The following is a 22,579-nucleotide window of genomic DNA, read 5'->3' as shown; positions in this document are numbered from 1 at the left end:
GCCCGTTGTCTAGCTGTTAATCACTTGTCATCTTTGTGATTCACCACTAAAATAACTCAAAATGCTGGTCATCATTAAAGCGATAACTGATGCAATCAGCAAAGATACGCTAATTGCACTTAATCCCATACCTTCCCATTCTCCTACAAAAAAACTGATCATAAATAAGATGAGACTAACCATTATGAAAATCGCTGGAAATCCATACTGTATAGGCGACTTCTTCTTTTTAAAGATTAAAGAACCGCCTAGTATGATAACTGCGAGAATAGCTGTCATTAGCCAAAAAGACATTTTTCTTTTCCCCTTTCAAAAAATGATAGCAGATCATTTTATAATCAAATCTTCCTAATGGATAATAATGTATCATTTCAACTATCGTAACACTGATTTAATGTGTTTCCCATCTACTCAATGATTTTCAAACCGCTGAAAATGAAAAGGTAAGCATTTATAAATAAACTCTCTACAAGCTGAAACGACCCCTTGATGGAGTCGTTTACTTTTATGCATCAACAGATGTAAAAAATTGGGGCAAATATTCACGATGTGCTTCAAGCATTTCATCTAATATTTGCTTTGCAACCTCATCGGAAGGTACGAGTGGATTAATCGTCATGGCGACAAGAGCCGTCTCATAATCTCCCGTCACTGCTGCTTCCGCTGCCACACGTTCAAATGATTTAATTTGCTGAACGAGGCCTCTTACCGCAACGGGTAAATCCCCTGTAGCAATCGGTTTTGGTCCATCCTTTGTAATGATACAGTTGACTTCAACCGCTGATTCAGCTGGGATGCTTGCAATCGCCCCTCTGTTTAATGTATTGACTGGCTGAATGTCATGCTTATCGTTATAGATGGAGCTGATTAAGTTACATGCAGCATCGCTGTAATAAGCCCCGCCTCTTTTTTCAAGTTGTGGTGGTTTAATGGTTAAATCCGGATCTTTATACAGTTCAAACAACTCTTGCTCGACTTGCTGCACAACCTCTGCCCTTGTTCCTTTTTCTTGTGCCGCCCTCTGTTCTTCTTCCAGCATATCTTTTGTTTTATAGTAATAGCGGTGATACGGACAAGGAATGACTCCTAGCCCTTTGACAAAAGAAGGCTCCCAGTTTTTCGCTTCAATGTTTTTCATCGACCACTGGCTATTTGGGTTTCCTAATTCATCTAGCACCTGATCCATAATACTGACACCATCTAAATACACATCTAATCCATAAACCATGTGATTGAGACCGGCAAACTGCACTTCAATGCGTTCCACATCTACATCAAGCGCCTTGGCAATCCCCATTTTCATCCCAATCGGTACATTACATAATCCGACCACTTTTTTCAAATGAGTATAGCGTAAAACAGCTTCTGTGACCATACCCGCTGGATTTGTAAAATTCACAAGCCATGCATCTGGACAAAGCTCTTCCATATCTTTCACGATATCTAAAATGACTGGTATTGTCCGCAAGCCTTTCAATAAACCTCCTGGTCCATTTGTCTCCTGACCAATTACGCCGTATTTGAGTGGAATTCTCTCATCTTTCGCACGGGCTTCCAGCAGACCCACACGAAATTGTGTTGTGACAAAATCAGCATCCTTTAAGGCTGCACGGCGATCGAGGGTGAGGTGGATATCAATCGGCAGTCCAGCTTTTTCAACCATACGCTTGGCGAGTGCGCCCACGATGTTTAATTTTTCTTCACCTGCTTGAATGTCAACAAGCCATAATTCCTTCACAGGCAATTCATGATATCGTTTGATAAACCCTTCTACCAGCTCCGGCGTATAGCTTGATCCGCCACCGATCGTAACAATTTTAATACCGTCTTTCATGAATTGACACCTCCGAATTGCTTCATTTTCTCATAGAGCTCTATGATTTCTGCTGCAAGCTCCTTGACAGTCATTGCGTTCATGAGATGATCTTGGGCATGAATCATTAAGAGACTGATGTCGGTCTTTTCTCCTCTGATTTCTCCTTGGATCAGCTCTGTTTGTGCGTGATGCGCCTCATTTAACGCGTCTTGTGCCTCCCGCAATTTTTGTTTCGCTTCATCGAAGCACCCCTTTTTTGCACATGTCATGGCCTCCATTGCCAAGCTTCTGCCATTTCCACCGTGCAAGATGAGTTGAAACACAATTTGTTCCATTTCCATCGGTCGCATCCTCCTTGTTCCCTCCATTACAGACTGACTATATGTTCATCAGTCGAAGCTTTTGTTTCTAGTTCATTTTCTTCTTTCAATTTTTGCTTATCCCACATTCTAAAGAACGGGTAGTATAGTGCAAATGACAACGCCAAATTGATCAACTGCATGACAGCACCGGAGACTTTTCCGCCCGTTGCGAGATAGCCTGAAATAATTGGCGGCATTGTCCACGGAACGGCGATTCCAGCCGGCTTCGCCACAAGCCCTGTGCTCATCCCGATATATGTCGTGATGATCATCATGACTGGCGTAAGAATAAACGGAATCAAGAGCATTGGGTTCATGACAATCGGCATTCCAAAAATGATCGGTTCGTTGATGTTAAAAATCGCTGGTCCAATCGCTAGCCTACCAAGTTGTTTCATTTGCTTACTTCTTGCACGTAAAATCATGGTCAGTACTAAGGCAAGTGTCGCTCCGCTTCCGCCAACGTTGATGAAAATTTCAAAGAACTGTGCTGTGAAAATATTCGGCAGCATTTCTCCTGCTTGAAACGCAAGGCGGTTCTCATCCATTGCACCAAGCCAAATCGGTCCCATGACGCCGCCGACAATCGTTGCCCCATGGATCCCACAAGCCCAGAGAAGCATTTGCACACCCATGGCCACGATACTGCCGCCTAAGCTTCCACCGAGAATGGAAAGCGGCGTACCAATTAAGACGGTGATGATGTGATGAATACTCTCAAAAGGTGACATCTCAATTATAAGTCTCGCAACCCAGATCAAGGTGATAACCACAAAACCTGGAATAAGTGCGATAAACGATTTACTCACTGCTGGCGGTACACCATCAGGCATTTTAATGACGATGTTCCGCTGGACAATAAAGCGGTAGACCTCTGTTGAAAGCATGGCAATAATCATGGCGACGAACAACCCTTTACTGCCCATTAATGTAACAGGAATCCCGCCATTCACTAAAATCGCTTCTGTCGATCCTTCAGGTGTAAAAGGCACTTGAAATGGTGTTGCCAATAAAAAGGCGGCGACTGCGATAGCACCAGAAGATAGCGCATCAACACCATACTTTTCAGCAAGCCTGTAGGCAATCCCAAAGGTCGCAACAAGTGCCATAATATCAAAGGTTGCATTGACAGGATAGGATAGTTTCGTGGCCCATTCGGCTCCAAAGATACTTGCCATAAAATCGCTATATCCTGGGATTGGAAGGTTGGCTAAAATGAGAAACAGTGAACCGACAATAATGAGAGGCATGGTTAAAACAATTCCGTCACGCAATGCTTGTAAATGTCTTTGAGCGGCAATCTTCCCTGCAAACGGCATGACCTTCTCTTCTAAAAATCGGTTGAACCCATTCATCCCTTTCGCCCCCTTTATCCGTTCACTAACTGTTCAGCAGATTTCAAAACCTCAGCGCCATTACATACGCCATAATGCACTGTATTAATGACGTCCACCGGAATGCCTTTTTCCTCTCCAAGCTTTTTCATTTGTGGTAACAAATATCGAACCTGAGGTCCCAATAAAAGCACATCTGCTTGATCAATATGACTTTTTGCAGCATCTCCAGATACCGCCCATATCCGATAGTCTTTTCCTTGTTCTTGTGCGCTTTTCTCCATTTTTGTGACCAGTAAACTTGTGGACATACCTGCTGCGCAAACCAATAAGATGTTCATGAGTAAACGCCCCCTTTTAGAAATTTGAAGTTTTTCTTTACACATTCATCATATTATGAAATCGCTTTCATAAACACCTATACTTTTTCCTATAGGAAGCGGAAAAAGTTAATATCACAACGTTAGTTCTTGTACGAAGGAAGCTTTTTAAACATTACATCTAGCATGTCTTCAAACGTATCACAGGCGATTAGGTGATGAATTAATTTGACATTGTGCACAAGCTCTCCTAGCAGTCGGTACATTCCCTTTAAATCGTTGGCGTTCTCTTTTTCTACACAAAGTAGGCAGACAAATTGGACTTTTTTGTCACCCCAAGCGATTGGTTTTTCTAATGTACATATTGCCCAACATGTCTCTTCTGTCATTGGTGTCATGGGGTGTGGGATTGCTGTATCATGACCAAAAGAGGTAGGCGCTGCCTGCTCTCTTTCCAAGACGGATTGTGTCAGATCGACTGGCGCCAAACCCATATCAATTACTTTTTTGGTGAGAAAGATGATGACTTCTTCCTTTGTTTGAAATGCACGTTTTGTAAAGACTAATTCCTTTTTTATATATTGTGATGCCAATGTCACCCTTGTTTCACTCGTAAGGGCTTCTTCAATTTTCTGAAAGTCACTGCCTCCCAATATGGTATTCACTTGGATTACCGGAATAGGTAACTCCAACTGAATAGGTACGGTGCTAATCATCAAATCCAGCGCATGTAAGGAGACATGAGGAAGTGAATAAAGCTCTGCCGTTCCTAAGATGGTCAGTTTTGACCCAAATTGTGACCGCAAACGGTCTTGCAAGAGCCGCGCACTACCTGCACCCGATGCACATACAATGAGACAACGCTTTGGCGGAATCTCCATCTTTCTCCGCTCTAAGGCAGCACCAAAATGTAACGCCATATATCCAATCTCATTCTCATGAATTGGCAGTCCTGTCTGTTCTTCAATGATTTTGCTTGCGACAATTCCTGCTTCAAAAGCTATTGGAAACCCTGCCTTAATCTCATCCAGCATAGGATTTCTTAAGTTCATTCCGTATTTACAGCGGTTCATCGCCGGTTTTAAGTGTAGGCTTAATCCGATCATTAATTCCGCATCATCCGCTAAATCAAGTTGCAGCTTTTGATCAATAGCCGCCAGCATTTTCTGGACAAGGCGGCTCGTGTCATCATCCACAATTTGCTTTTGCCCACTCGTTGAAAAAGATTGCACCATTTTTGCCGTTCCAAGCAAATGAATGGCGATATATACAATCTCCTCTTGTGGAAATAAGACATCTAGCAAACCTTCAAGACGCTCCACCATTTTCTTTGCTACCTCGTATTCCTTTGCACGGGGAATCTCTTTAATTTCCTCTGGAAGAACAGATACATAATTTCCGTGTCTAATTCGTTTACAGGCAATGGCCACGTGGACAATCAAATTATTCATGCATATATCCGATAGATTCATTCTCTCCTCGTTTATATAATCAATCACCGTTTTCTGAATTAACTCTAACTCGTGTTTTGGCAAAATAGTCACAGCTGTGCTTATTATAGTTTGGTAGGATCGGCGCTCATTGAATAAATATTCTGACATACAATAGCGGATTTTCATCTCTGAACCTTGAATCCGGTAGCCTTTATTCGGTTTTGCTTCGAGCGTTAACTCAAATGGCTCAAGTTTACGTTTGACCGACTTCATATCGTTACTCATCGTCGATTTACTAATAAACAGATGCTCCTGTAAATCTTCTAGCTTCACATATTGCTCAGCTAAGAGAAGCTTTTTTAAAATAAACAGAACACGCTCTTCCGGCAGGACGGCTAGAGGCTCTTCCTGCTCGACCTCCTCCTTCATAAAACGGCGAAAAGCATTCTCATCTTTGATTAACAGCTCATACCCAGCTCCTTTAACAGCTAATACAGCAGCATGATAAGGGGCTAGACGTTCATTTAATTCCTTGATGTCGGTTCGAATGGTGCGGCTTGTCACTTGCAGGCTGACAGAAAGGACAGAGCTCGACAGAGGGGTTTCAGTTGCCATGAGCTGACTTAATATGTGAGCCAGCCTTTTACTCAACATAGGATCGACCTCCTTATTTGAGGATGGAGAATCTGCCTTGACTGGTTAAGTTGTATGCGCTTGCAGGTTCTCTTCATTATCCATATTCTACTGAAAAGAAATAAAAATGACCAACTTATTTATATGACAAAAGGCTCTATTTATACTAATAAACGTAACCAATGATCTATTAATCTCCCTCTTCATCGCACAATGGAAGTCATAAAAAAAGACGATACACCTTAGTGTATTCGCCCTTATTTATGAGGTGATTAACAAAGTATACATGACGCGCTTTTTTTATGTGTACCTGCCGCATGCTTAAATGCTCAAGTGCATGTGATTTAATTGAGATTGCCTGTAAAGGAACATCCGAAAAAACTTTTTACGCGGATAGCTTTATACCTTTATGTCTTTCAAACATTCGTTTTTTCTACTGAAAAGAAAGAGAGCATGTAAGCGGTCCAACCCCATGCATATGTAGTGATGTTTTCTTTCTTTTGTATCAAACACTGAACTCCAAAAAAAAAAAGCCGGATTATCCGGCTGTGACGTTCCGACTTTTTGATGTTTTCCGTTCTTTATATATTTTTCTCAACAATGGATATATAACTGGTGCCCATTTGACAATTTGTTTCAGCCATTTTTTCATGATCTCCTGTGCCTCCTTATTGTCATTCATACAAGACTATTCCCAATCTTGTCATGAAATAAACAGATGCAGAGGGAGCAGGAGTTATATAACACCTTGTGCGATCATTGCATCTGCTACTTTACGAAATCCTGCAATATTCGCTCCTACAATTAAGTTCCCGGAGTGTCCGTATTCATCTGCTGTCTTGATACAATGTCGGTAAATGGATTGCATCATTTGTTTCAACTGACGATCTACTTCCTCAAATGTCCACGACATCTTCGCACTGTTTTGTGCCATCTCTAATGCAGAAACGCCCACTCCGCCAGCGTTTGCTGCTTTTGCTGGTGCAAACAGAATGCCGTGTTCCTCAAATACTTTCACTGCCTTAAGGGTTGATGGCATATTTGCACCTTCTCCCACAGCCAACACGCCATTTGCCACAAGTTGCTTCGCATGCGTCTCTGATATCTCATTTTGGGTGGCACACGGCAGTGCAATGTCACATGGAATTGACCAAATTTGTTCATAATCTTCAATAAATTCAGCATGCGGATGAACATCTGTGTATACTTGAATTCGCTTATTGTCGACTTCTTTCAGCCGCTTGACTGTATCAAGTGAAATGCCTTTAGGGTCATAAATACAACCACTTGAATCACTGCAAGCGACAACCTTTCCACCTAGCTCCATCACCTTTTCCATTGCATAAATGGAGACATTTCCCGAGCCTGAAACGACAACTGATCGACCTTCAAATTGCAGTTCATGAGATTTCAACATTTCCTCCATAAAGTAGACAAGTCCGTATCCTGTCGCCTCTTTTCTCACTAAACTGCCGCCAACCCCAGGACTTTTCCCTGTGAGAACACCAGCTTCATAAGCACCTCGCATTTTTTTGTATTGACCGAACATATAACCAATCTCGCGTGCGCCTACTCCAATATCCCCTGCTGGAACATCTTGATCAGGTCCAATATATCGACTAAGCTCACTCATAAAGCTTTGGACAAAACGCATGATTTCCCCGTCAGACTTTCCTTTCGGGTCAAAATCAGCTCCGCCTTTCCCTCCCCCAATGGGTAAACCTGTCAGTGCATTTTTAAAAATTTGTTCAAATCCTAAAAATTTAATGATACTCGCATTAACAGATGGATGAAACCGAATGCCTCCTTTATAAGGACCGATGGCACTATTAAATTGAACCCTAAATCCTCTGTTCACTTGTACTTTGCCTGCATCGTCTACCCATGGCACACGAAAAACGACAAGCCGCTCTGGCTCAACTAACCTTTCTAATATCGCTAGTTTTTCATACTCTGGATGCTTCGCAAAAACGGGGACGAGTGAATCCAGAATTTCTTTGACAGCTTGCAGGAATTCTTCCTCTCCTGGATTCCTTTTTTCCACATCCTCTAAAACGCGGTGGATATAGCTTTGAGCTGTTTGTGCTGCTCGATCTAAGGTCAACATGTCTCATTTGCCTCCTTGTAGATAACTTCACACATTTGATTGTTAGATTTTCTAACGCATATTGAGACTAATTTAACATCATTTGTAAAATATGATCAATATTGATAACAGATGAAAATGATGCCGAATTGAGATGGATCAAGCAGCAGCAACTATTGTCTTTAAAAATAACCGCTCAAGGAATGACTATTGTGCTAGAAATGATCAATTGGACTTCCTGTATCCCGCCATCTTTGACATATTGATGAACCATCTATTATTTCTAGATGATTTCAAAACGAAAAAAGGGTCAAAAGTTTGATGGTACGCGTTCAATCCTTTCGGAGATTCTCGCCTCTTTTTCGATCAGGTAATACGACACAAAGCCAATATAAAATTGAAGACGATGGGAAGTTAATTAAACCAACAATGCCCCAGAACCACTTATAACGCCCTCTTTTTTTGGCATCCATAAACAAAAGAAATCCCTGTGCAAATAATAACGGCAATGCGCACAATAAGATGATCATTTCCGTCTGACTCATAAGGAAGACCCTCCTTTAATGTGTTGATATTCCTTAATGCCTACTACTACACAAAGCGGGACGCTCACCACTTGGAGAAGAATTAAAATAATAGGCAAATGGGTGATGGCAGCCGCAAAAAGTGCCAGAATGGTGAGACTGATGAGAACGTACGCCAGCATTTCTTGTTTAAAACGTCTTTTTTCTTTTTCCTTTGCCTGCTTTAGCATCATCATGACAGCCTGCTCACTTGGCTTTTCCACTTCAATTTGTTCATCTAGCTGCTGTAACTCTTCTTTTAAACGTTCGGTAAAACGATCTTCCTTCATAAGAACCACTCCTTTCGAATTTTCTTTAATCCATGATGAACTCTCGACTTCACAGTGCCTTCTCTCATACCGAGCATTGAAGCGATTTCTGGGTAAGTAAAGCCATAATAATAATGTAGAATAATCGGTGCCCTCTCCTGAGCCTTCAATTCATTTAAAGCATCCCACATCTCATGCCATGTGTGTCCCTTTTGCTGAACGTCCCATTTGAAGCGGCGTATGGCTTCTTGATTTGCCTTCCCTTCTCTCATTTGTTCACGTTTTCTTTTCTTTTGGTGATCTAAAAATTGTCTCGATGCAATGGAGATGAGCCATGTTGAAAATAAGGAATCTCCTCTAAATGAAGAAAGTTTCATGTACGCTTTCAGCATCGTCTCTTGCATGATTTCTTCTGCCAGCTCTTGTTGAAGGGTGAGCTTCATCATATACCGGTAAAGAAAGGAATAGTGTTGCCGATAAAGGGCTGTAAATGCGGCATCATCTCCCTGTTTTGCCCGCTGAATCAATAATGTCTCTTCTGTCTGCTCCAAACACGTCCCTCCTTCCTCTTCTTCTCTTATTCATGAGACGACATGGATGACGACATCGTTCAAAATAGGCTCTATTTTTTAAAATGTCTCCTTTTCTCCCTGTTGATCCGGTCATTGGTTCGTTTTACATCCATTTTTTTCTTATGTAATGATTATGACATTCCTTCGTCTCTAACAAAATGATGTTTTCGTAATCATCTTGATTTTCTATGAAACGGATAGCCTCTCCCCCATAATCATGATGTCATCCCAATACCTATCGTCAATGGTCCTTGTCTCATTTAGATGAAAATGAAATAATCATCGCCTTAGTTTCCTAGAAAATCCCGGAATACACTGCGCCAATTCTTAGCCGATGATACCTTTTCGCGTGCTATGCTCTTCCTACATTCCGAATGAGGCGATGCCGGCGAAAGAAGGAGGAGCGTTTGAATCGCAGCTTATTTTGGAAACGTTTACATTAAATCGATATAGAATGGAGAGGTTGATTTTGAAGAAAAAAGTTCCAATGTTAGCTGGTGTGTTAGCGGTTGGTCTCGTGACTTCATTATTTGCACCAAATGGGGAGGCAAAAGCGGCAGCCAAATATCCAGAAAGTCCTTCTATTATGGCCAATTTTAATCAGCAAGGATTCTCCACGTTGAATGGCGGCACAACAGGCGGTGAAGGCGGTAAAACAGTGACAGTAAAAACCGGAAATGAACTATTAGCCGCCCTTAAAAGTAAAGGTACAAATGAAAAATTAAAAATCATTGTAGACGGGACGATTACCCCTTCTAATACATCTGCAAATAAAATTGATGTCAAAGATACAAACAATGTCTCCATCGTCGGTAAAGGCACGAAAGGCGAATTTAACGGAATTGGCATTAAGATATGGCGAGCGAATAATGTGATCATCCGTAACCTCAAAATCCATCACAGCAAAATTGGCGATAAGGATGCTATCGGAATCGAAGGCGGTTCTAAAAACGTGTGGGTAGATCATAATGAACTGTATAACACCTTAAACTCTGATAAGGATGACTACGACGGCTTATTTGACGTCAAAAATGACTCTGATTACATTACTTTTTCTTGGAACTATGTGCATGATAGCTGGAAAACAATGCTCATGGGTAGCTCTGATAACGACAACTACAACCGTAAAATCACCTTCCACAACAATCGCTTTGAAAACTTGAACTCTCGTGTACCATCCATGCGTTACGGAGAAGGTCATTTGTATAACAACTATTATAAAGGCATCCAAACAACAGCCATTAACTCTCGTATGGGCGCAAAGATGAGAATTGAGCACAACGTATTTGAAAATACGAATAATGCCATTGGTAGCTGGGACAGCCGTCAAGTTGGAACATGGCATGTTATCAACAACTCCTATATTAACAGCACAGGCAGTCTACCAACGTCTTCAACAGGTACGTACAATCTTCCTTATAGCTACTCTTTGCTTAACGTGAACAATGTCAAATCAGAAGTTTTATCAAATACTGGTGTTGGAAAAATAAACCCATAAACCATACAAAACGTTCGGGCAGATCACCTGTCCGAACGCTCTTCTCATTTATTTAAATGGTAGAAAACGGACGATCCATTTGATACAACCTTTGATAACGCGGGCTTTCCTTGAGTAATTCTTGGTGATGTCCCTTCATTTCGATTTGTCCATTTTCAATAAACATGATCTGATCACATGCTTCACAGCCTGTCAGGTGATGAGTGATCCAAATCACCGTTTTCCCTTTTAAAACATGGAATATCGTTTTAAGCAAATCACGTTCCGTACGAGGATCAAGTCCAACAGTTGGTTCATCCAATACGACAATCGGCGTATTTTGCAACAAGATACGAGCCAGCGCAATACGCTGCCTTTCCCCACCTGAGAAACGAACCCCTGTCTCTTGTACGCCTGTTTGATAACTTTCTGGAAGCGACTCAATTTTATCGTGAAGTTGCACCTGTCTAGCCGCTTCTTTCACCTGCTCCTCTGTCGCTTCTGGTGAGCCTAGTCGAATATTATTCAAAACAGAAGTATCAAATAAATATGGCTGTTGATTGAGAACAGACACATAATCTGATATATGTTCTTGAATACGCTGCACCGGCATTCCTTGAATGCTCACAAATCCTTGATTTGGAAGGACAGCACCTTCTAATAATTTTAATACCGTTGACTTTCCTGCGCCGCTTTTTCCTAAGAGGGCGAGTGCTTCACCTTGCTTGAGCGAAAATGACAACCCCTGAAGCACTTGGTTCTGCTCGTCATAGCCAAAGAACACTTGATTAAAACAGACCATTTGATCATCAGGAACAGTTGACTGATTCAGTGCAACCTTGTCAAAAGACCCTTCAAACGACTGCTTCTCGTATTGAGTTAATCGGCTCACAGCATGCTGATAAACAGGAATTTCACCTGCTGCATCGGATAGGGGCATAAATGCTTCCGTTAACGGAAACAGCACAAGCACAAAGGCTGCAATCAGTGTGTGCGACATAGATCCTGACTGTACGACCGAGCCGCTCCAATAAACCACCATCACGACAGCTCCTCCAACGACAAGCTGCACAAGAAATTGACGCAAACGGATAAACCGCTGTTTTGCTGCTTCAAGTTTTAACAATTGTGCCTCTTTCTGTTCATAGCCTTCAACAAAATCTTTTTGTCTGCCGCTAAACAACCAATCACTAACACCCATAACAGCATCCGTTAAATGACTGTACAGTTCATTTCTGCCTTTTTTCATTTGGATTTGCCTTGCCCGATTGACAAGTACTGTGATGTATGGGAAGACAAACACCAAAAGTGCCATATAGAGCAGCATCAAACCAGCAAATGACCATGAAAATCGTCCTAGTGCACCAATTGATGCAGCATATAAAAGCAATGCGCCAATGGACGGAAAGATTGTTTTTAAATAAGCATCCTGCAATCGCTCTACATCTTCTGACAAAAGCCCAAGCATTTCACCTGTTCCAAGCCTTTTCTGTTTGGCACTTCGTTCAGCCATGTCATACAAGCGTACTCGCATTTTTTCAATCATGGTTAAAATCAATTGATGGCTCGCAAGCTTCTCCGCATAACGAGCTGCGGAACGCGAGATTCCAAATGTCCGCACTGCCACAATCGGCACGTATACCATTAAAATATTCTCAGGTCTTGTCGCCGCTTTTGATATGAGAAACCCCGAGGTATACATCAGCATGGAAGCGGAGAACTCAGCAACAGCTCCTAAAAAAATCACCAAGGCAAACAACTTTTGATTCTCCTTGATATACGGTATAAACCAACCTTTACTGATCACGTAACCGCCCCCATTTGCTCCTGTACCAATTGATAGTACACACCTTTTCTTTTCATTAATGACTCATGCGTCCCCATCTCCGCAATTGTTCCTTGATCCATGACAATGATCTCATCCATATCTGTCATCCAATGAAGCCGATGTGTCGCAAGAAACACCAGCTTGTCTTCAAATAACGGAAGCATGGTTTTCTTCAACTCATACTCTGTCTCAATGTCGAGGTGAGCAGTTGGTTCATCTAAAAGCATAATTGAACGCTGACATAGAACGGTTCGAGCGAGTGCAATTCGTTGCGCCTGCCCGCCACTTAGCCCTCTCCCCTGTTCTCCAATCACCTCATCAAAACCGTTTGGAAGCTGGGCCACTAACTGTGATAAACCTGCCTCTTCAGCAGCTCTTTCCACCTCTTCATCTGTTGCATTCGGTTCATAAAAACGGATGTTTTCCTTTAAAGTAGTGTGAAACAAATAAGGATGCTGCGGCATATAGACGACTTCCTTTTGCCACGAATTCATCTGCAGATGATAAAGTGGCTGACCGTTTATCATCATTTGACCAGCAGACGGCTCTACAAAGCCACCAAGAACATCTGTTAACGTCGATTTACCCGCACCACTTGCACCAATGATGCCAATCTTTTTCTTTCCTTTAACAGTAATGTCTACATCTTGAATCGAATAAGGAGCATTTTTTTCATGCAAGACACAAATATCTTGTAGTGACAGCACGTCTTGGTCTGTCCACCGATTGAGCTGTATTGATTGTGTATCCTGCGTCCGAAAGCCCTTCTCATCTAAAATGACCTGGATGGCTTCATTCGCTTCTTTTCCATTTAAGGTCGCATGATAGTCATTCCCAACCTCTCGTACTGGTAAGAAATATTCAGGTGCAAGCATTAACGTTGTCAAAGCCGGCAATAACAGAAGATCACCGTCAATTAACCGTAAGCCAAGGAACACAGCGACGGTAGCAATGGATAACATCGAAAAGAAATCAAGTGCAAATGATGAAAGAAATGCCACTTTCAACGTGCTCATGGTCGCCTTTCGATATCGCTTCGACACCTCCGCAATATTGCGGGAATGTTTTTTGCTGATACCTAAGTAACGAAGCGTTTCCAGACCACGGAGTGAATCAGTAAAATGATTGGATAATTTCTCATACGAACTCCACTGTTTGACCGCTTTTCGCTGGGCTACAAGTCCAAGCAAAATCATAAAAACTATTAAAATCGGCAACGTCACGATCAAAATAACGGCAGATGTCTCATCTAATATCCATATATAGATGAGCACCATGACCGGAATGACTGCCATATTCACCATTTTAGGCAAAAACAGTTGTAAGTACTGACGATACTGAGCGATCCCCTCCATTGCTAATGTCACAAGTTTTCCTGTTCCTTTTTTCTTTGCGAAGCCCGGACCTAAACGGAATAGTTGGTCCAGAAGCTGTTTCCGCACGTCTGCACCAATTCGAGAGGAATAGACAAACATGACTTTTTCTCGAATCAAGGTTAAGCAATGTCGCACCGCAAAGGCAGCAAGGAACAGCAAAACATAGGGAGTAGCCTGCGTGAGGCTTTTTCCGTCAAACAGCGTTGTAATAGCATGTGCCAGCCACTGTGCTTGAAAGATGATGCTTGCTGCTTGGATGAGCGACACAATACCTAAGAGGGCAAGTAGCCCTCTCATTCCTTTTAATTGAAGCAAACGTTTATCCATTAGTACGTCATTGGCTCCTTACCGCTTACACGCTTACGGAAGACGTAATAGCTCCATATTTGATACCCAAGCACAAAAGGCAGCAAAGAAATGGTCACAATCGTCATCACCGTCAGTGAATAAGAACCTGATGCAGCGTTTTGAATCGTTAGGTCAAACGCATGATCGATTGAACTAATCATCACGCGCGGGAACAATGCGGCAAAGAGCATCGTTACTGTGACCATGATGCCTGATCCTGTGAACAAGAATGTCCATCCATCACGCTCTTTTTTCATGAACGCAAATGCGGCTACATAACAGACCACAATCAGCACAGTTAAAGGAATGGTGATGATCGGGCGCACTGTATAAATATCGGTTTCCATGATCGACACACCGACAAATAAGACGAGGAGTGGCAGTGCAATCAGCAATACACGCTGACCGAGCCTTCTTGCACGCTGTTTTAAATCCCCTTCTGTTCGAAGCGTAACGAAAATCAATCCGTGCAGGAGGCATAGGACTGTGACCGTCACGCCGCCAATCAACGAATAGAGATTCACAAAGTCTGTAAAACCAGCGTACATATTCATGCTTTGATCAATCGGCATTCCGCGTAAAATGCTTGTAAATAAAACACCTAGTAAAAATGGCGGAAGCAGGCTACCAAAGAAGATCACCCAGTCCCAAGTTTTGGTCCAAGAGGCTTTCTCAACCTTTCCTCGAAACTCAAAGGCGACCCCTCGCCCTATGAGTGCTAACAAAAGAACGGTAAACGGAATATAGTACCCACTAAACATCGTGGCATACCAGTGAGGAAATGCAGCGAAAATCGCCCCGCCTGCTGTAATGAGCCAGACCTCATTTGCATCCCAAAATGGTCCGATGGTATTGATTAAAATACGGCGCTCATGTGCGTTTTGACCAAGTAGCTGCATGGACATACCTACACCGAAATCAAATCCTTCTAAAAAGAAAAACCCAACAAACAACACTGCGACAAGCATAAACCAAATCTCATTAAGATATGCCATGATATGCGCCTCCATCAAATGGATCTGTAGATAGGTCCGTTTCATCCTTTAGATGTTTGTCATCTTCAGAATGTGCACCTTTTTTAATTTCACGAACAAACAAGTACGCCAGCACAATTGCAAGAATCAGATAAATAGTCGTAAAGCTAATGACTGAGAAGAGAAGCATGCCATATGAAACGTTTGGCGAGATTGATTGTGCCGTTGTCATCATGCCGAAAACAGTCCACGGCTGACGCCCAATTTCCGTCATAATCCAGCCTGCTGCATTCGCAATAAATGGGAAAGCTATCATCCAAACCATGAAACGTAAATACCATTTGTTTGATTCAAGTTTCTTTCTAAAACTCAAGTACAATCCAAACATACTGGCAAAAATCATGAGCATACCTGAACCTACCATGATTCTAAAGCTCCAAAACGTCGTTTTCACTGGTGGAATATAATCTCCTGGACCATACTTTGCTTCATATTCCTTTTGAAGTGACAGCATTCCTGGAACATCTCCACTGAATTTCTGATAAGCCAGATAACTTAACGCAAAAGGAATATTGATTTCTCCAGAGTTTTCTTTCTTATCTGTGTCAATATTGGCAAATAGTGTCCATGCAGCTGGATCCCCGCTATCCTTCCAAAGGGCTTCACTTGCTGCCATCTTCATCGGCTGTGATTTCATCAAATGCTTTGCTTGATCATGTCCAGAGAACGCAACACCTAAGCCAGAAATTAAAGCAAGAACCATTGCAAGCTGGAATGATTTTTTGAAAAAGGCTACTTCTTGTTTTTTGATCATTTTATACGCACTAACACCCGCAATAAAGAAGGCGCCTGTAGCAAGTGCACCGAACAGTACGTGCGGAAATTCTACCCAGAGCTGCGGATTGGTGACAAGTGCCCCAAAGTCATTCATTTCTGCACGGCCATTTTTAATGACAAATCCGACCGGCTCCTGCATAAATGAGTTAGCTAATAAAATCCAAAACGCTGAAAAGATCGTACCAAGGGAAACAAGCCAAATGCACAATAAATGAATTTTCTTCGGCAAACGATCCCAACCAAAAATCCAAAGCCCAATAAATGTAGACTCTAGAAAGAAGGCTAGTAGTGCCTCAATAGCAAGCGGTGCACCAAATACATCACCGACAAACCGTGAGTAATCAGACCAGTTCATTCCAAATTGAAATTCTTGCAGTATCCCTGTGACCACACCTACTGCAAAGTTGATCAAGAAAAGGTGTCCCCAGAATTTCGCCATTTTTTTATAAATGTCTTTTTTCTTTACAACATAGAGGGTCTGCATCAATGCAACGATAAAGACCAACCCTATAGATATAGGAACAAAAATAAAATGAAATAATGTCGTTGAGGCAAATTGAAATCTTGCTAAAAACAACTCACTCACAGCTTTACATCCTCCCTTACTTTCATATGCCGAATGATTCGGAATCACTATGTTCACCATTTCACAATAAGTTCACTGTTTGTTCAATGTTTCACAAATAAGAGTGCATCTGAAATGGTGCTCCTAGTGAAATTTTACTCTTGTTTTTCATTCGGTTAGTTATTTATACCTGTACTTTACACCCATACGATTCAAAAATAAAGTAAATTTTACCTAAAAATTGGATGGTATTGTGTCAGTTATTTGACTACTTTGTCAAAAATATGTGACAGAATGGAATGAACCGAAAAAAACAGTGCGATGTTCTGTCTACACGCTGAAAATTAAACCTTTGCATCCAAAGCGGCAAAGATGTCTGTATTTCGCTGATGATTTGATACGCACATTGTTTTTAAGCAATCTGTCCAATCATAATTCATGGAAAAATTGATTTAGAATGTTGGAACATCGCACAAAAAAATTTCGATCAGTCATACTGATCGAAATTGATTAAGAAGGCAAGTGTTCGCCTTTTCTGCTCTTTTGCCTCTCCACAGACCATGAATACATTTCTCGGATGACAGGTTCAACTTTCTTTCCTTGCTCCGTTAATTCATACTCAATCCGCACCGGAATGACTGGGTATACTTTTTTCTCAACGAGTCCTTCAGCTTCTAAATCCTTCAGCCTTTCGGATAATAGTCGTCCGCTAATTTTCATTTCGTTTTCCAACTGGCAAAACCGTTTGGGTCCTGTTAGAAGCTGATTGATGATCAGAATCACCCATTTCTTCCCTAGAATCTCCATAGCATCTGTAATTGGGCATCTGTCTACTTGAAGCATTTCTTACTCCCTCCTGCTTTTCTCCACTTTTTTTCATTATAACACAATTAATTACTTGAAATAAGTCACTAACTATTATATAGTTTAGTTACTAAAAGTAACAAGGTATAAATTTACAATAGCTATTTAAAAACATTTAAACATGCCAATGCATATCACATGAGGGAGATGAGCGAGCTTGAATATGATTGAGGAGTTAACATTAGGTTTAACAGAATTACATGTTTCCAACTTTGAGCGTTCCTTGCCTTTTTATACAGACATTTTAGGATTCACGTTATTAGAACAAACAGATTCAACTATCACACTTGGAAACAATGCAAAGGAACCTATTCTCCTCCTAAAAGAAGACGTGCATTTGAAGAAAAAGCCTGATCATGAGCCAGGGCTTTATCATTTTGCTATTTTATTACCTGCCAGAAAAAACCTAGGCACATGGCTGGCACATGTGATCAAAAAAGGCTATCCTTTAATTGGAGCAAGCGATCACTATTTCAGTGAAGCCATTTATTTAAGTGACCCTGACGGCATTGGTGTTGAAATATATGCTGACCGCCCTAAGGATATTTGGGTAGGCGAAAATGGAGAACTGAAAGGTGGCGGAAATGCACCGCTTGATGGAGATGGTCTCATGCAAGAAGCAGCCGATTCCACATGGGAAGGACTCCCCGCTGGCACAGTCATGGGACATTTGCACTTCCATCTCAATCCAGAGGAAGCCAATTCATTTTATGTGGACACGCTCGGTTTTTATATCCGAATGGCTCCGCCAGCGAGTCTATTTATCGCATATGGTGTGTATCATCACCACCTTGCCTTTAATGCATGGGGAGGCGGAAGAAAAGGAGCCATTAATCCAAGTTTTTCAGGAATTAGAAGCTATACGCTCATTTTTCCACAAGAAACAGACAGACAATCCGTCGTAGAGCGTCTGACAGAAGCAGGCATTCACGTAGAAACGATAGAAAAAAGTAACGAATTTGTTGATCCATTTGGCATTCGCGTTCGTTTACAGATTGAAGAAATAGACAAAAAAGAAGGTGCAGAACATGGACAAACAGACAGATCTGAAAACAGCCATTTTAAAAGATAAAATCAAACGAGTACAACAAGATGATGGTTATATATATATCACTGGACCTATTCAACTGCCAATCAACTTGGACGGCAGAACAGTTATGTTCAAATGGTATTCTTGGTTAAAGGACGAGGGAAAAGAAGCTTTGTCAGATGAAGCTCTCATTGAAAGCCTCTCTTCTCGACAGCTTGCAGATCACCAGCAATCTAGCGTCCTTGTATATGGAGATTTCGAAAATGCCGACGAAGCATTCATTCGCATGCACTCCATCTGCCATACTGGCGATATTTTTGGGAGCAAACGTTGCGATTGTGGGTTCCAATTGAAACAATCAATGCGCATGATTGAGGAAAATGGCGCTGGTGCATTATTTTATTTAGCCAACCATGAAGGTCGCGGCATTGGTCTTTTCAGCAAAGCCATGGCTTATATTCTTCAAGAAAATGGTTATGACACAGTGGAAGCAAATGAAGCGCTGGGCTTTGAGGATGATACACGTCAATATGAAGAAGCGATCGCCGTCCTTCAAACATTGCGCACAAAACCAGTGAGACTCATTACAAATAATCCGAAAAAAACAGATGCCATCAGTCATGCAGGCCTCTCACTTTCTGGACGTATCCCGCTTTGGGGGGATGTCTCAGAATTCAATGAAAAATACTTGCAAACAAAAATTAACCGCTCAGGTCACATAAAAGCGGATCAAGAGGTGCGTACAATTGCCACATCATGAGCGATATATGAAGCTGGCCCTTGAAAATGCACAGGCGATGAGAGGACAGACATCACCGAATCCGCTTGTCGGGGCTGTGATTGTGCGAAATAATGAGATTGTGGGCGTCGGTGCTCATATGAAAGCCGGCGAACCCCACGCTGAAATTCATGCACTTAGAATGGCTGGAGAAAAAGCAAAAGGGGCAACGATTTATGTGACACTAGAGCCTTGTTCACACCATGGGCGCACAGGTCCTTGTGCTGAAGCACTTGTAAAAGCCGGTGTCAAAACTGTTGTGGTTGCGGCACTCGACCCTAATCCACTTGTAGCTGGTCGCGGAATCGCTATTTTACAAGAGGCAGGCATTCAAGTCATCACAGGTGTATGTGAGCAGGAATCCATCCTTATGAATGAAGTGTTTAATCACTTTATTACGAAGAAAACGCCTTTCGTGACGTTAAAAGCGGGCATCACACTAGATGGGAAAATTGCATCGGCTACTTCTGACAGCAAATGGATTACATCAGAGGCTTCACGTTATGACGCTCACCACATACGCAGTATCAATGATGCGATTTTGGTCGGTGCCAATACCGTTATTCATGATGATCCATCTTTAACCGCTCGGATTCCAAATGGCCATCATCCGATACGGGTCATTTTAGACTCTACACTCTCCACACCGCCAACGGCAAAGGTCGTTACCGATCAGCTTGCCCCTACATGGATTTTTACAACGAAGCGAGCTGATGAGAAGAAACGAGCAGCACTAGAAGCTACTGGCGTAAAGGTCTTTATGACAGGTGGAGAGCATCGAGTGCTTTTACAGGACGTACTGCAGGTGCTTGGAGAAAAGAACATCTCCTCACTGATGATTGAGGGCGGCGGACAAGTCAATGCTTCATTTTTAGAGCAGCAGCTCGTTGATAAACTTGTCATCTACATGGCACCTAAACTCATCGGGGGACAACAATCCCCTTCCTTTTTCGGAGGCGAAGGCATAAGCCTGATGAGTGATGCGATTGAACTTGATCAGCTCACCATTGAACAATTGGGGAAAGATATCAAAATAACAGGTTATCCCGTTTATCAATGAACAACAAAAGCTTGTAGATTTTGTCTACAAGCTCTTTTATTTAAATGGGGAAAAAAATTGTCGATCAAAGGGATTAATCATTTATTATTTTCTGTTTCTGATTTAGTAAAAAACGTATTTGATGTAAAAGGGGAGTTGATTTGAAAGAAAAACACAACTTCCATCTTTTTCTTCAAACCGTTCCTTAGTAAATGCTTGCATCGATGGGAGGTACGACGAGCCTGTCATTTGCAACAACATATGAACGATAATTATTATTAAAGGTTGTAATAATTGAACAGAGTCCATGATAAAAATAATGATAATAGCTAAATTGTCTAATTTTCCCCTTTTATGTCGGTCTACTATTCTATTCTCTGCAAGAATTCAATTCGATTTCCAAATGGATCTTCTACGTAGAACCGGATCGCTCCTTCCAATGGCTCATCTTCTCTTATACTAATTTGATGTTTCACTAATGTCTCTTTTAATTCCGATAGACTCTTTACAAGAAAAGCCGGATGGGCTTTCTTTGCAGCTTGAAATTGATCCTGAATGCCAATGTGAAGCTGATGATTGCCGCATTGAAACCAGACACCTCCACGTTTAGCTAGATTACTAGGCTTAGGTATTTCTTCCATTCCTAAAATTTCGCCATAAAACAAACGTGCTTTCTCTTCACTACCTTTTGGGGCAGCTAATTGAACATGGTCGATTCCAAAAAAATTTGACATAATCCTCTCTTCCTTTCTTTTCTCAATACCATAAAAACTATATTCTCTTTTTATGATCACATTTGAAACCTATCCAGATCAAGACCACTGTATGTGATTGTCGATTGATTGATTCGTTATAGTGAAACTTGTCGTAAAATGTTTCATGTGGAACATTTATGATCTAAAATCTAAGAATTCCCCTCTACCAGCCTGCCAAAGCTTTCTGGTGAAAGACTCGGTGTAATGCGAATTCGGTGTAATGCCGACAGCTAAAAAAATATTTTTCCTTATCATTTATAAATTATCCTTCTCTTTCTGTATGTGTGATGATAACAGACTTAACCATACTTTTATGAAGAAGTGATCGGAACTTCTATTCTTTTTAATCGTATCACATGTATAGAAGCAATTATGCGGAGAGATCACATGTTTACTATCTTTTTTATCGGCTGTATTCTCTTGTTGTTCATCCTTTTAATCAGATCATTCCTAAGACCAAATGAAGAATTTCCTTTTCTGATCAGAATCATTTTCATCATGTACAGATCAAACAATGCACCATCATGCACACGACGCTTCATGTAATGGAGATAGTATTGGCGGCGCTAGATGTGACAAAAGATGAGAAACATGAAAAAACAACCGTCCACTATAGACGGCTGCCCATTTATTTCATTAAAGAGCTTTCCAGCCCCGTTCAATCAATTGTTTTACATCCATTGCAAAATCTTCGCCCTTTTCCATGACATCCTGGGCTCTACCCGCAAAGTTACTTGCGACAGCAAGCTCCATTTTCTTCAATTCAAAGTGCATGATTTTTTGGTCAATTTCAGTGATGTATTGTTCATACTCATTGTTCACAATGTGATGCATGGCACTGAAGGCCTCTTTCCGAAGGCAATGAAAGTCTGCTCCCCTTTTACCCTTCCATGACGAATCAAGAGCAGGCTTCTCAATTTCCGTTATGTCTGACTGTGCAAGACCTTGTTCTGTACGAATATTGCTTTTTGCTGTCTTTAGCCGAGAGATCATTTCGTCAAATTCCGCACGTTTGTTTTCAATCCCCATATGCAAATGATGAAGCATCTCGGATAAATTCATGTCATCCACCTCTATTGGACATCTTACGAAACACTCCGTAAGAAACAATTGAATCTAGCAAGCGCACCTACTTTTTCTATTGATTTCTATCGTTCGCTTCCTGTTATAGTATAAGGCGAAAAGACTTAGTCTCAAATAGGAAAAAGTGTCCTTTTAACGAGATTTTTGGAAGGAAAAAGGAATAAATCAAAGCCATAAATCACGAATCTTATATAAGTCTTTAGGTCTATATTTATCATTTCACTTCATATCAAAAAC

The 22,579-nt window shown here is 41.5% G+C and carries 22 protein-coding genes; 4 read left to right on the top strand and 18 right to left on the bottom strand.

Annotated features, from left to right (window positions below; all coding sequences use genetic code 11):
- Positions 1–27: 27 nt before the first annotated feature.
- The 11 genes from ACIQCE_RS05705 to sigY all read right to left on the bottom strand — a co-directional run bounded on the left by ACIQCE_RS05705 (position 28) and on the right by sigY (position 9,367).
- Positions 28–294 (bottom strand): YesK family protein, encoded by a 267-nt coding sequence (locus ACIQCE_RS05705; RefSeq protein ID WP_400493958.1) that lies wholly within the window; start codon positions 292–294, stop codon positions 28–30.
- 211 nt (positions 295–505) lie between these two features.
- Entirely contained in the window at positions 506–1,834 is a 1,329-nt protein-coding gene (locus ACIQCE_RS05700) for a 6-phospho-beta-glucosidase (RefSeq protein ID WP_400493957.1), read from the bottom strand.
- A complete protein-coding gene (locus tag ACIQCE_RS05695) occupies positions 1,831–2,157 on the bottom strand; it encodes a PTS lactose/cellobiose transporter subunit IIA (protein ID WP_400493956.1) in 327 nt (108 codons plus the stop codon). Before ACIQCE_RS05695 ends, ACIQCE_RS05700 begins: the two co-directional genes overlap by 4 nt.
- A 26-nt stretch (positions 2,158–2,183) precedes the next feature.
- On the bottom strand, positions 2,184–3,533 hold the full coding sequence (celB, locus tag ACIQCE_RS05690; protein WP_400493955.1) for a PTS cellobiose transporter subunit IIC: 1,350 nt from the start codon (positions 3,531–3,533) through the stop codon (positions 2,184–2,186).
- A 14-nt stretch (positions 3,534–3,547) separates the two neighbouring features.
- On the bottom strand, positions 3,548–3,853 hold the full coding sequence (locus ACIQCE_RS05685) for a PTS sugar transporter subunit IIB (protein ID WP_008355465.1): 306 nt from the start codon (positions 3,851–3,853) through the stop codon (positions 3,548–3,550).
- Between the two features lie 122 nt (positions 3,854–3,975).
- The gene (locus tag ACIQCE_RS05680; protein ID WP_400493954.1) at positions 3,976–5,919 is read right to left on the bottom strand and encodes a BglG family transcription antiterminator; all 1,944 of its coding nucleotides are present in this window, start codon (positions 5,917–5,919) and stop codon (positions 3,976–3,978) included.
- A 517-nt stretch (positions 5,920–6,436) separates the two neighbouring features.
- Entirely contained in the window at positions 6,437–6,550 is a 114-nt protein-coding gene (locus ACIQCE_RS05675; RefSeq protein WP_400493953.1) for a hypothetical protein, read from the bottom strand.
- Between the two features lie 84 nt (positions 6,551–6,634).
- Entirely contained in the window at positions 6,635–8,005 is a 1,371-nt protein-coding gene (gene gdhA, locus ACIQCE_RS05670) for an NADP-specific glutamate dehydrogenase (protein WP_400493952.1), read from the bottom strand.
- A 311-nt stretch (positions 8,006–8,316) separates the two neighbouring features.
- A complete protein-coding gene (locus tag ACIQCE_RS05665; RefSeq protein ID WP_034321872.1) occupies positions 8,317–8,529 on the bottom strand; it encodes a hypothetical protein in 213 nt (70 codons plus the stop codon).
- Positions 8,526–8,837 (bottom strand): YxlC family protein, encoded by a 312-nt coding sequence (locus tag ACIQCE_RS05660; RefSeq protein ID WP_034321869.1) that lies wholly within the window; start codon positions 8,835–8,837, stop codon positions 8,526–8,528. The genes ACIQCE_RS05665 and ACIQCE_RS05660 overlap by 4 nt, the downstream gene beginning before the upstream one ends.
- Positions 8,834–9,367, bottom strand: a complete 534-nt coding sequence (gene sigY / locus ACIQCE_RS05655) for an RNA polymerase sigma factor SigY (RefSeq protein ID WP_034321866.1) — start codon at positions 9,365–9,367, stop codon at positions 8,834–8,836. The genes ACIQCE_RS05660 and sigY overlap by 4 nt, the downstream gene beginning before the upstream one ends.
- 487 nt (positions 9,368–9,854) lie before the next feature.
- On the opposite strand from sigY, the gene ACIQCE_RS05650 reads away from it, so the two are divergent.
- On the top strand, positions 9,855–10,886 hold the full coding sequence (locus ACIQCE_RS05650; RefSeq protein ID WP_483861785.1) for a pectate lyase family protein: 1,032 nt from the start codon (positions 9,855–9,857) through the stop codon (positions 10,884–10,886).
- Between the two features lie 52 nt (positions 10,887–10,938).
- Here the strand turns inward: ACIQCE_RS05650 and cydC are convergent, their stop codons facing one another.
- From cydC to ACIQCE_RS05625, 5 genes are all read right to left on the bottom strand, one after another.
- A complete protein-coding gene (gene cydC / locus ACIQCE_RS05645; protein ID WP_400493951.1) occupies positions 10,939–12,672 on the bottom strand; it encodes a thiol reductant ABC exporter subunit CydC in 1,734 nt (577 codons plus the stop codon).
- Positions 12,669–14,396 carry a thiol reductant ABC exporter subunit CydD gene (gene cydD, locus ACIQCE_RS05640; protein ID WP_400493950.1) on the bottom strand — a complete coding sequence of 576 codons (1,728 nt, stop codon included), beginning with the start codon at positions 14,394–14,396 and terminating at the stop codon, positions 12,669–12,671. Before cydD ends, cydC begins: the two co-directional genes overlap by 4 nt.
- Positions 14,396–15,412 carry a cytochrome d ubiquinol oxidase subunit II gene (cydB, locus tag ACIQCE_RS05635; RefSeq protein WP_400493949.1) on the bottom strand — a complete coding sequence of 339 codons (1,017 nt, stop codon included), beginning with the start codon at positions 15,410–15,412 and terminating at the stop codon, positions 14,396–14,398. Before cydB ends, cydD begins: the two co-directional genes overlap by 1 nt.
- On the bottom strand, positions 15,399–16,814 hold the full coding sequence (locus tag ACIQCE_RS05630) for a cytochrome ubiquinol oxidase subunit I (protein WP_400493948.1): 1,416 nt from the start codon (positions 16,812–16,814) through the stop codon (positions 15,399–15,401). Before ACIQCE_RS05630 ends, cydB begins: the two co-directional genes overlap by 14 nt.
- 489 nt (positions 16,815–17,303) lie before the next feature.
- Complete coding sequence (locus ACIQCE_RS05625) at positions 17,304–17,636, bottom strand: winged helix-turn-helix transcriptional regulator (protein WP_400493947.1); 333 nt, start codon at positions 17,634–17,636, stop codon at positions 17,304–17,306.
- Between the two features lie 178 nt (positions 17,637–17,814).
- Here ACIQCE_RS05625 and ACIQCE_RS05620 point away from each other — a divergent pair, with 178 nt between their 5' ends.
- From ACIQCE_RS05620 to ribD, 3 genes are read left to right on the top strand one after another with little or no spacing between them, the layout of a single operon-like run.
- Complete coding sequence (locus ACIQCE_RS05620; RefSeq protein WP_400493946.1) at positions 17,815–18,729, top strand: VOC family protein; 915 nt, start codon at positions 17,815–17,817, stop codon at positions 18,727–18,729.
- Positions 18,686–19,447 (top strand): GTP cyclohydrolase II, encoded by a 762-nt coding sequence (locus ACIQCE_RS05615; RefSeq protein ID WP_353854215.1) that lies wholly within the window; start codon positions 18,686–18,688, stop codon positions 19,445–19,447. Before ACIQCE_RS05620 ends, ACIQCE_RS05615 begins: the two co-directional genes overlap by 44 nt.
- Positions 19,434–20,525 (top strand): bifunctional diaminohydroxyphosphoribosylaminopyrimidine deaminase/5-amino-6-(5-phosphoribosylamino)uracil reductase RibD, encoded by a 1,092-nt coding sequence (ribD, locus tag ACIQCE_RS05610; protein ID WP_400493945.1) that lies wholly within the window; start codon positions 19,434–19,436, stop codon positions 20,523–20,525. The genes ACIQCE_RS05615 and ribD overlap by 14 nt, the downstream gene beginning before the upstream one ends.
- A gap of 344 nt (positions 20,526–20,869) precedes the next feature.
- Here ribD and ACIQCE_RS05605 read toward each other — a convergent pair whose 3' ends face one another.
- A complete protein-coding gene (locus ACIQCE_RS05605; RefSeq protein ID WP_400493944.1) occupies positions 20,870–21,238 on the bottom strand; it encodes a VOC family protein in 369 nt (122 codons plus the stop codon).
- A gap of 657 nt (positions 21,239–21,895) precedes the next feature.
- Complete coding sequence (locus ACIQCE_RS05600) at positions 21,896–22,321, bottom strand: YwqH-like family protein (protein WP_400493943.1); 426 nt, start codon at positions 22,319–22,321, stop codon at positions 21,896–21,898.
- Between the last annotated feature and the right edge of the window lie 258 nt (positions 22,322–22,579).

It is taken from the genome of Bacillus sp. NPDC093026 (assembly GCF_044754665.1).
GTDB classification, from domain to species: domain Bacteria; phylum Bacillota; class Bacilli; order Bacillales; family Bacillaceae; genus Bacillus; species Bacillus maqinnsis.
This window is presented reverse-complemented; position numbering and strand designations above follow the sequence as displayed.

Bases quoted from the DNA above. Each gene is read 5' to 3' on its own strand.
- ACIQCE_RS05605 (WP_400493944.1), bottom strand. From the start codon at position 21,238: ATGTCAAATTTTTTTGGAATCGACCATGTTCAATTAGCTGCCCCAAAA.
- ACIQCE_RS05625 (WP_400493947.1), bottom strand. From the start codon at position 17,636: ATGCTTCAAGTAGACAGATGCCCAATTACAGATGCTATGGAGATTCTA.
- gdhA (WP_400493952.1), bottom strand. From the start codon at position 8,005: ATGTTGACCTTAGATCGAGCAGCACAAACAGCTCAAAGCTATATCCAC.
- ACIQCE_RS05615 (WP_353854215.1), top strand. From the start codon at position 18,686: ATGGACAAACAGACAGATCTGAAAACAGCCATTTTAAAAGATAAAATC.
- ACIQCE_RS05695 (WP_400493956.1), bottom strand. From the start codon at position 2,157: ATGGAAATGGAACAAATTGTGTTTCAACTCATCTTGCACGGTGGAAAT.
- ACIQCE_RS05600 (WP_400493943.1), bottom strand. From the start codon at position 22,321: ATGAATTTATCCGAGATGCTTCATCATTTGCATATGGGGATTGAAAAC.
- ACIQCE_RS05675 (WP_400493953.1), bottom strand. From the start codon at position 6,550: ATGAAAAAATGGCTGAAACAAATTGTCAAATGGGCACCAGTTATATAT.
- cydD (WP_400493950.1), bottom strand. From the start codon at position 14,396: ATGGATAAACGTTTGCTTCAATTAAAAGGAATGAGAGGGCTACTTGCC.
- ACIQCE_RS05660 (WP_034321869.1), bottom strand. From the start codon at position 8,837: ATGAAGGAAGATCGTTTTACCGAACGTTTAAAAGAAGAGTTACAGCAG.
- celB (WP_400493955.1), bottom strand. From the start codon at position 3,533: ATGAATGGGTTCAACCGATTTTTAGAAGAGAAGGTCATGCCGTTTGCA.
- ACIQCE_RS05685 (WP_008355465.1), bottom strand. From the start codon at position 3,853: ATGAACATCTTATTGGTTTGCGCAGCAGGTATGTCCACAAGTTTACTG.
- ACIQCE_RS05680 (WP_400493954.1), bottom strand. From the start codon at position 5,919: ATGTTGAGTAAAAGGCTGGCTCACATATTAAGTCAGCTCATGGCAACT.
- ACIQCE_RS05665 (WP_034321872.1), bottom strand. From the start codon at position 8,529: ATGAGTCAGACGGAAATGATCATCTTATTGTGCGCATTGCCGTTATTA.
- ACIQCE_RS05705 (WP_400493958.1), bottom strand. From the start codon at position 294: ATGTCTTTTTGGCTAATGACAGCTATTCTCGCAGTTATCATACTAGGC.
- cydB (WP_400493949.1), bottom strand. From the start codon at position 15,412: ATGGCATATCTTAATGAGATTTGGTTTATGCTTGTCGCAGTGTTGTTT.
- ACIQCE_RS05700 (WP_400493957.1), bottom strand. From the start codon at position 1,834: ATGAAAGACGGTATTAAAATTGTTACGATCGGTGGCGGATCAAGCTAT.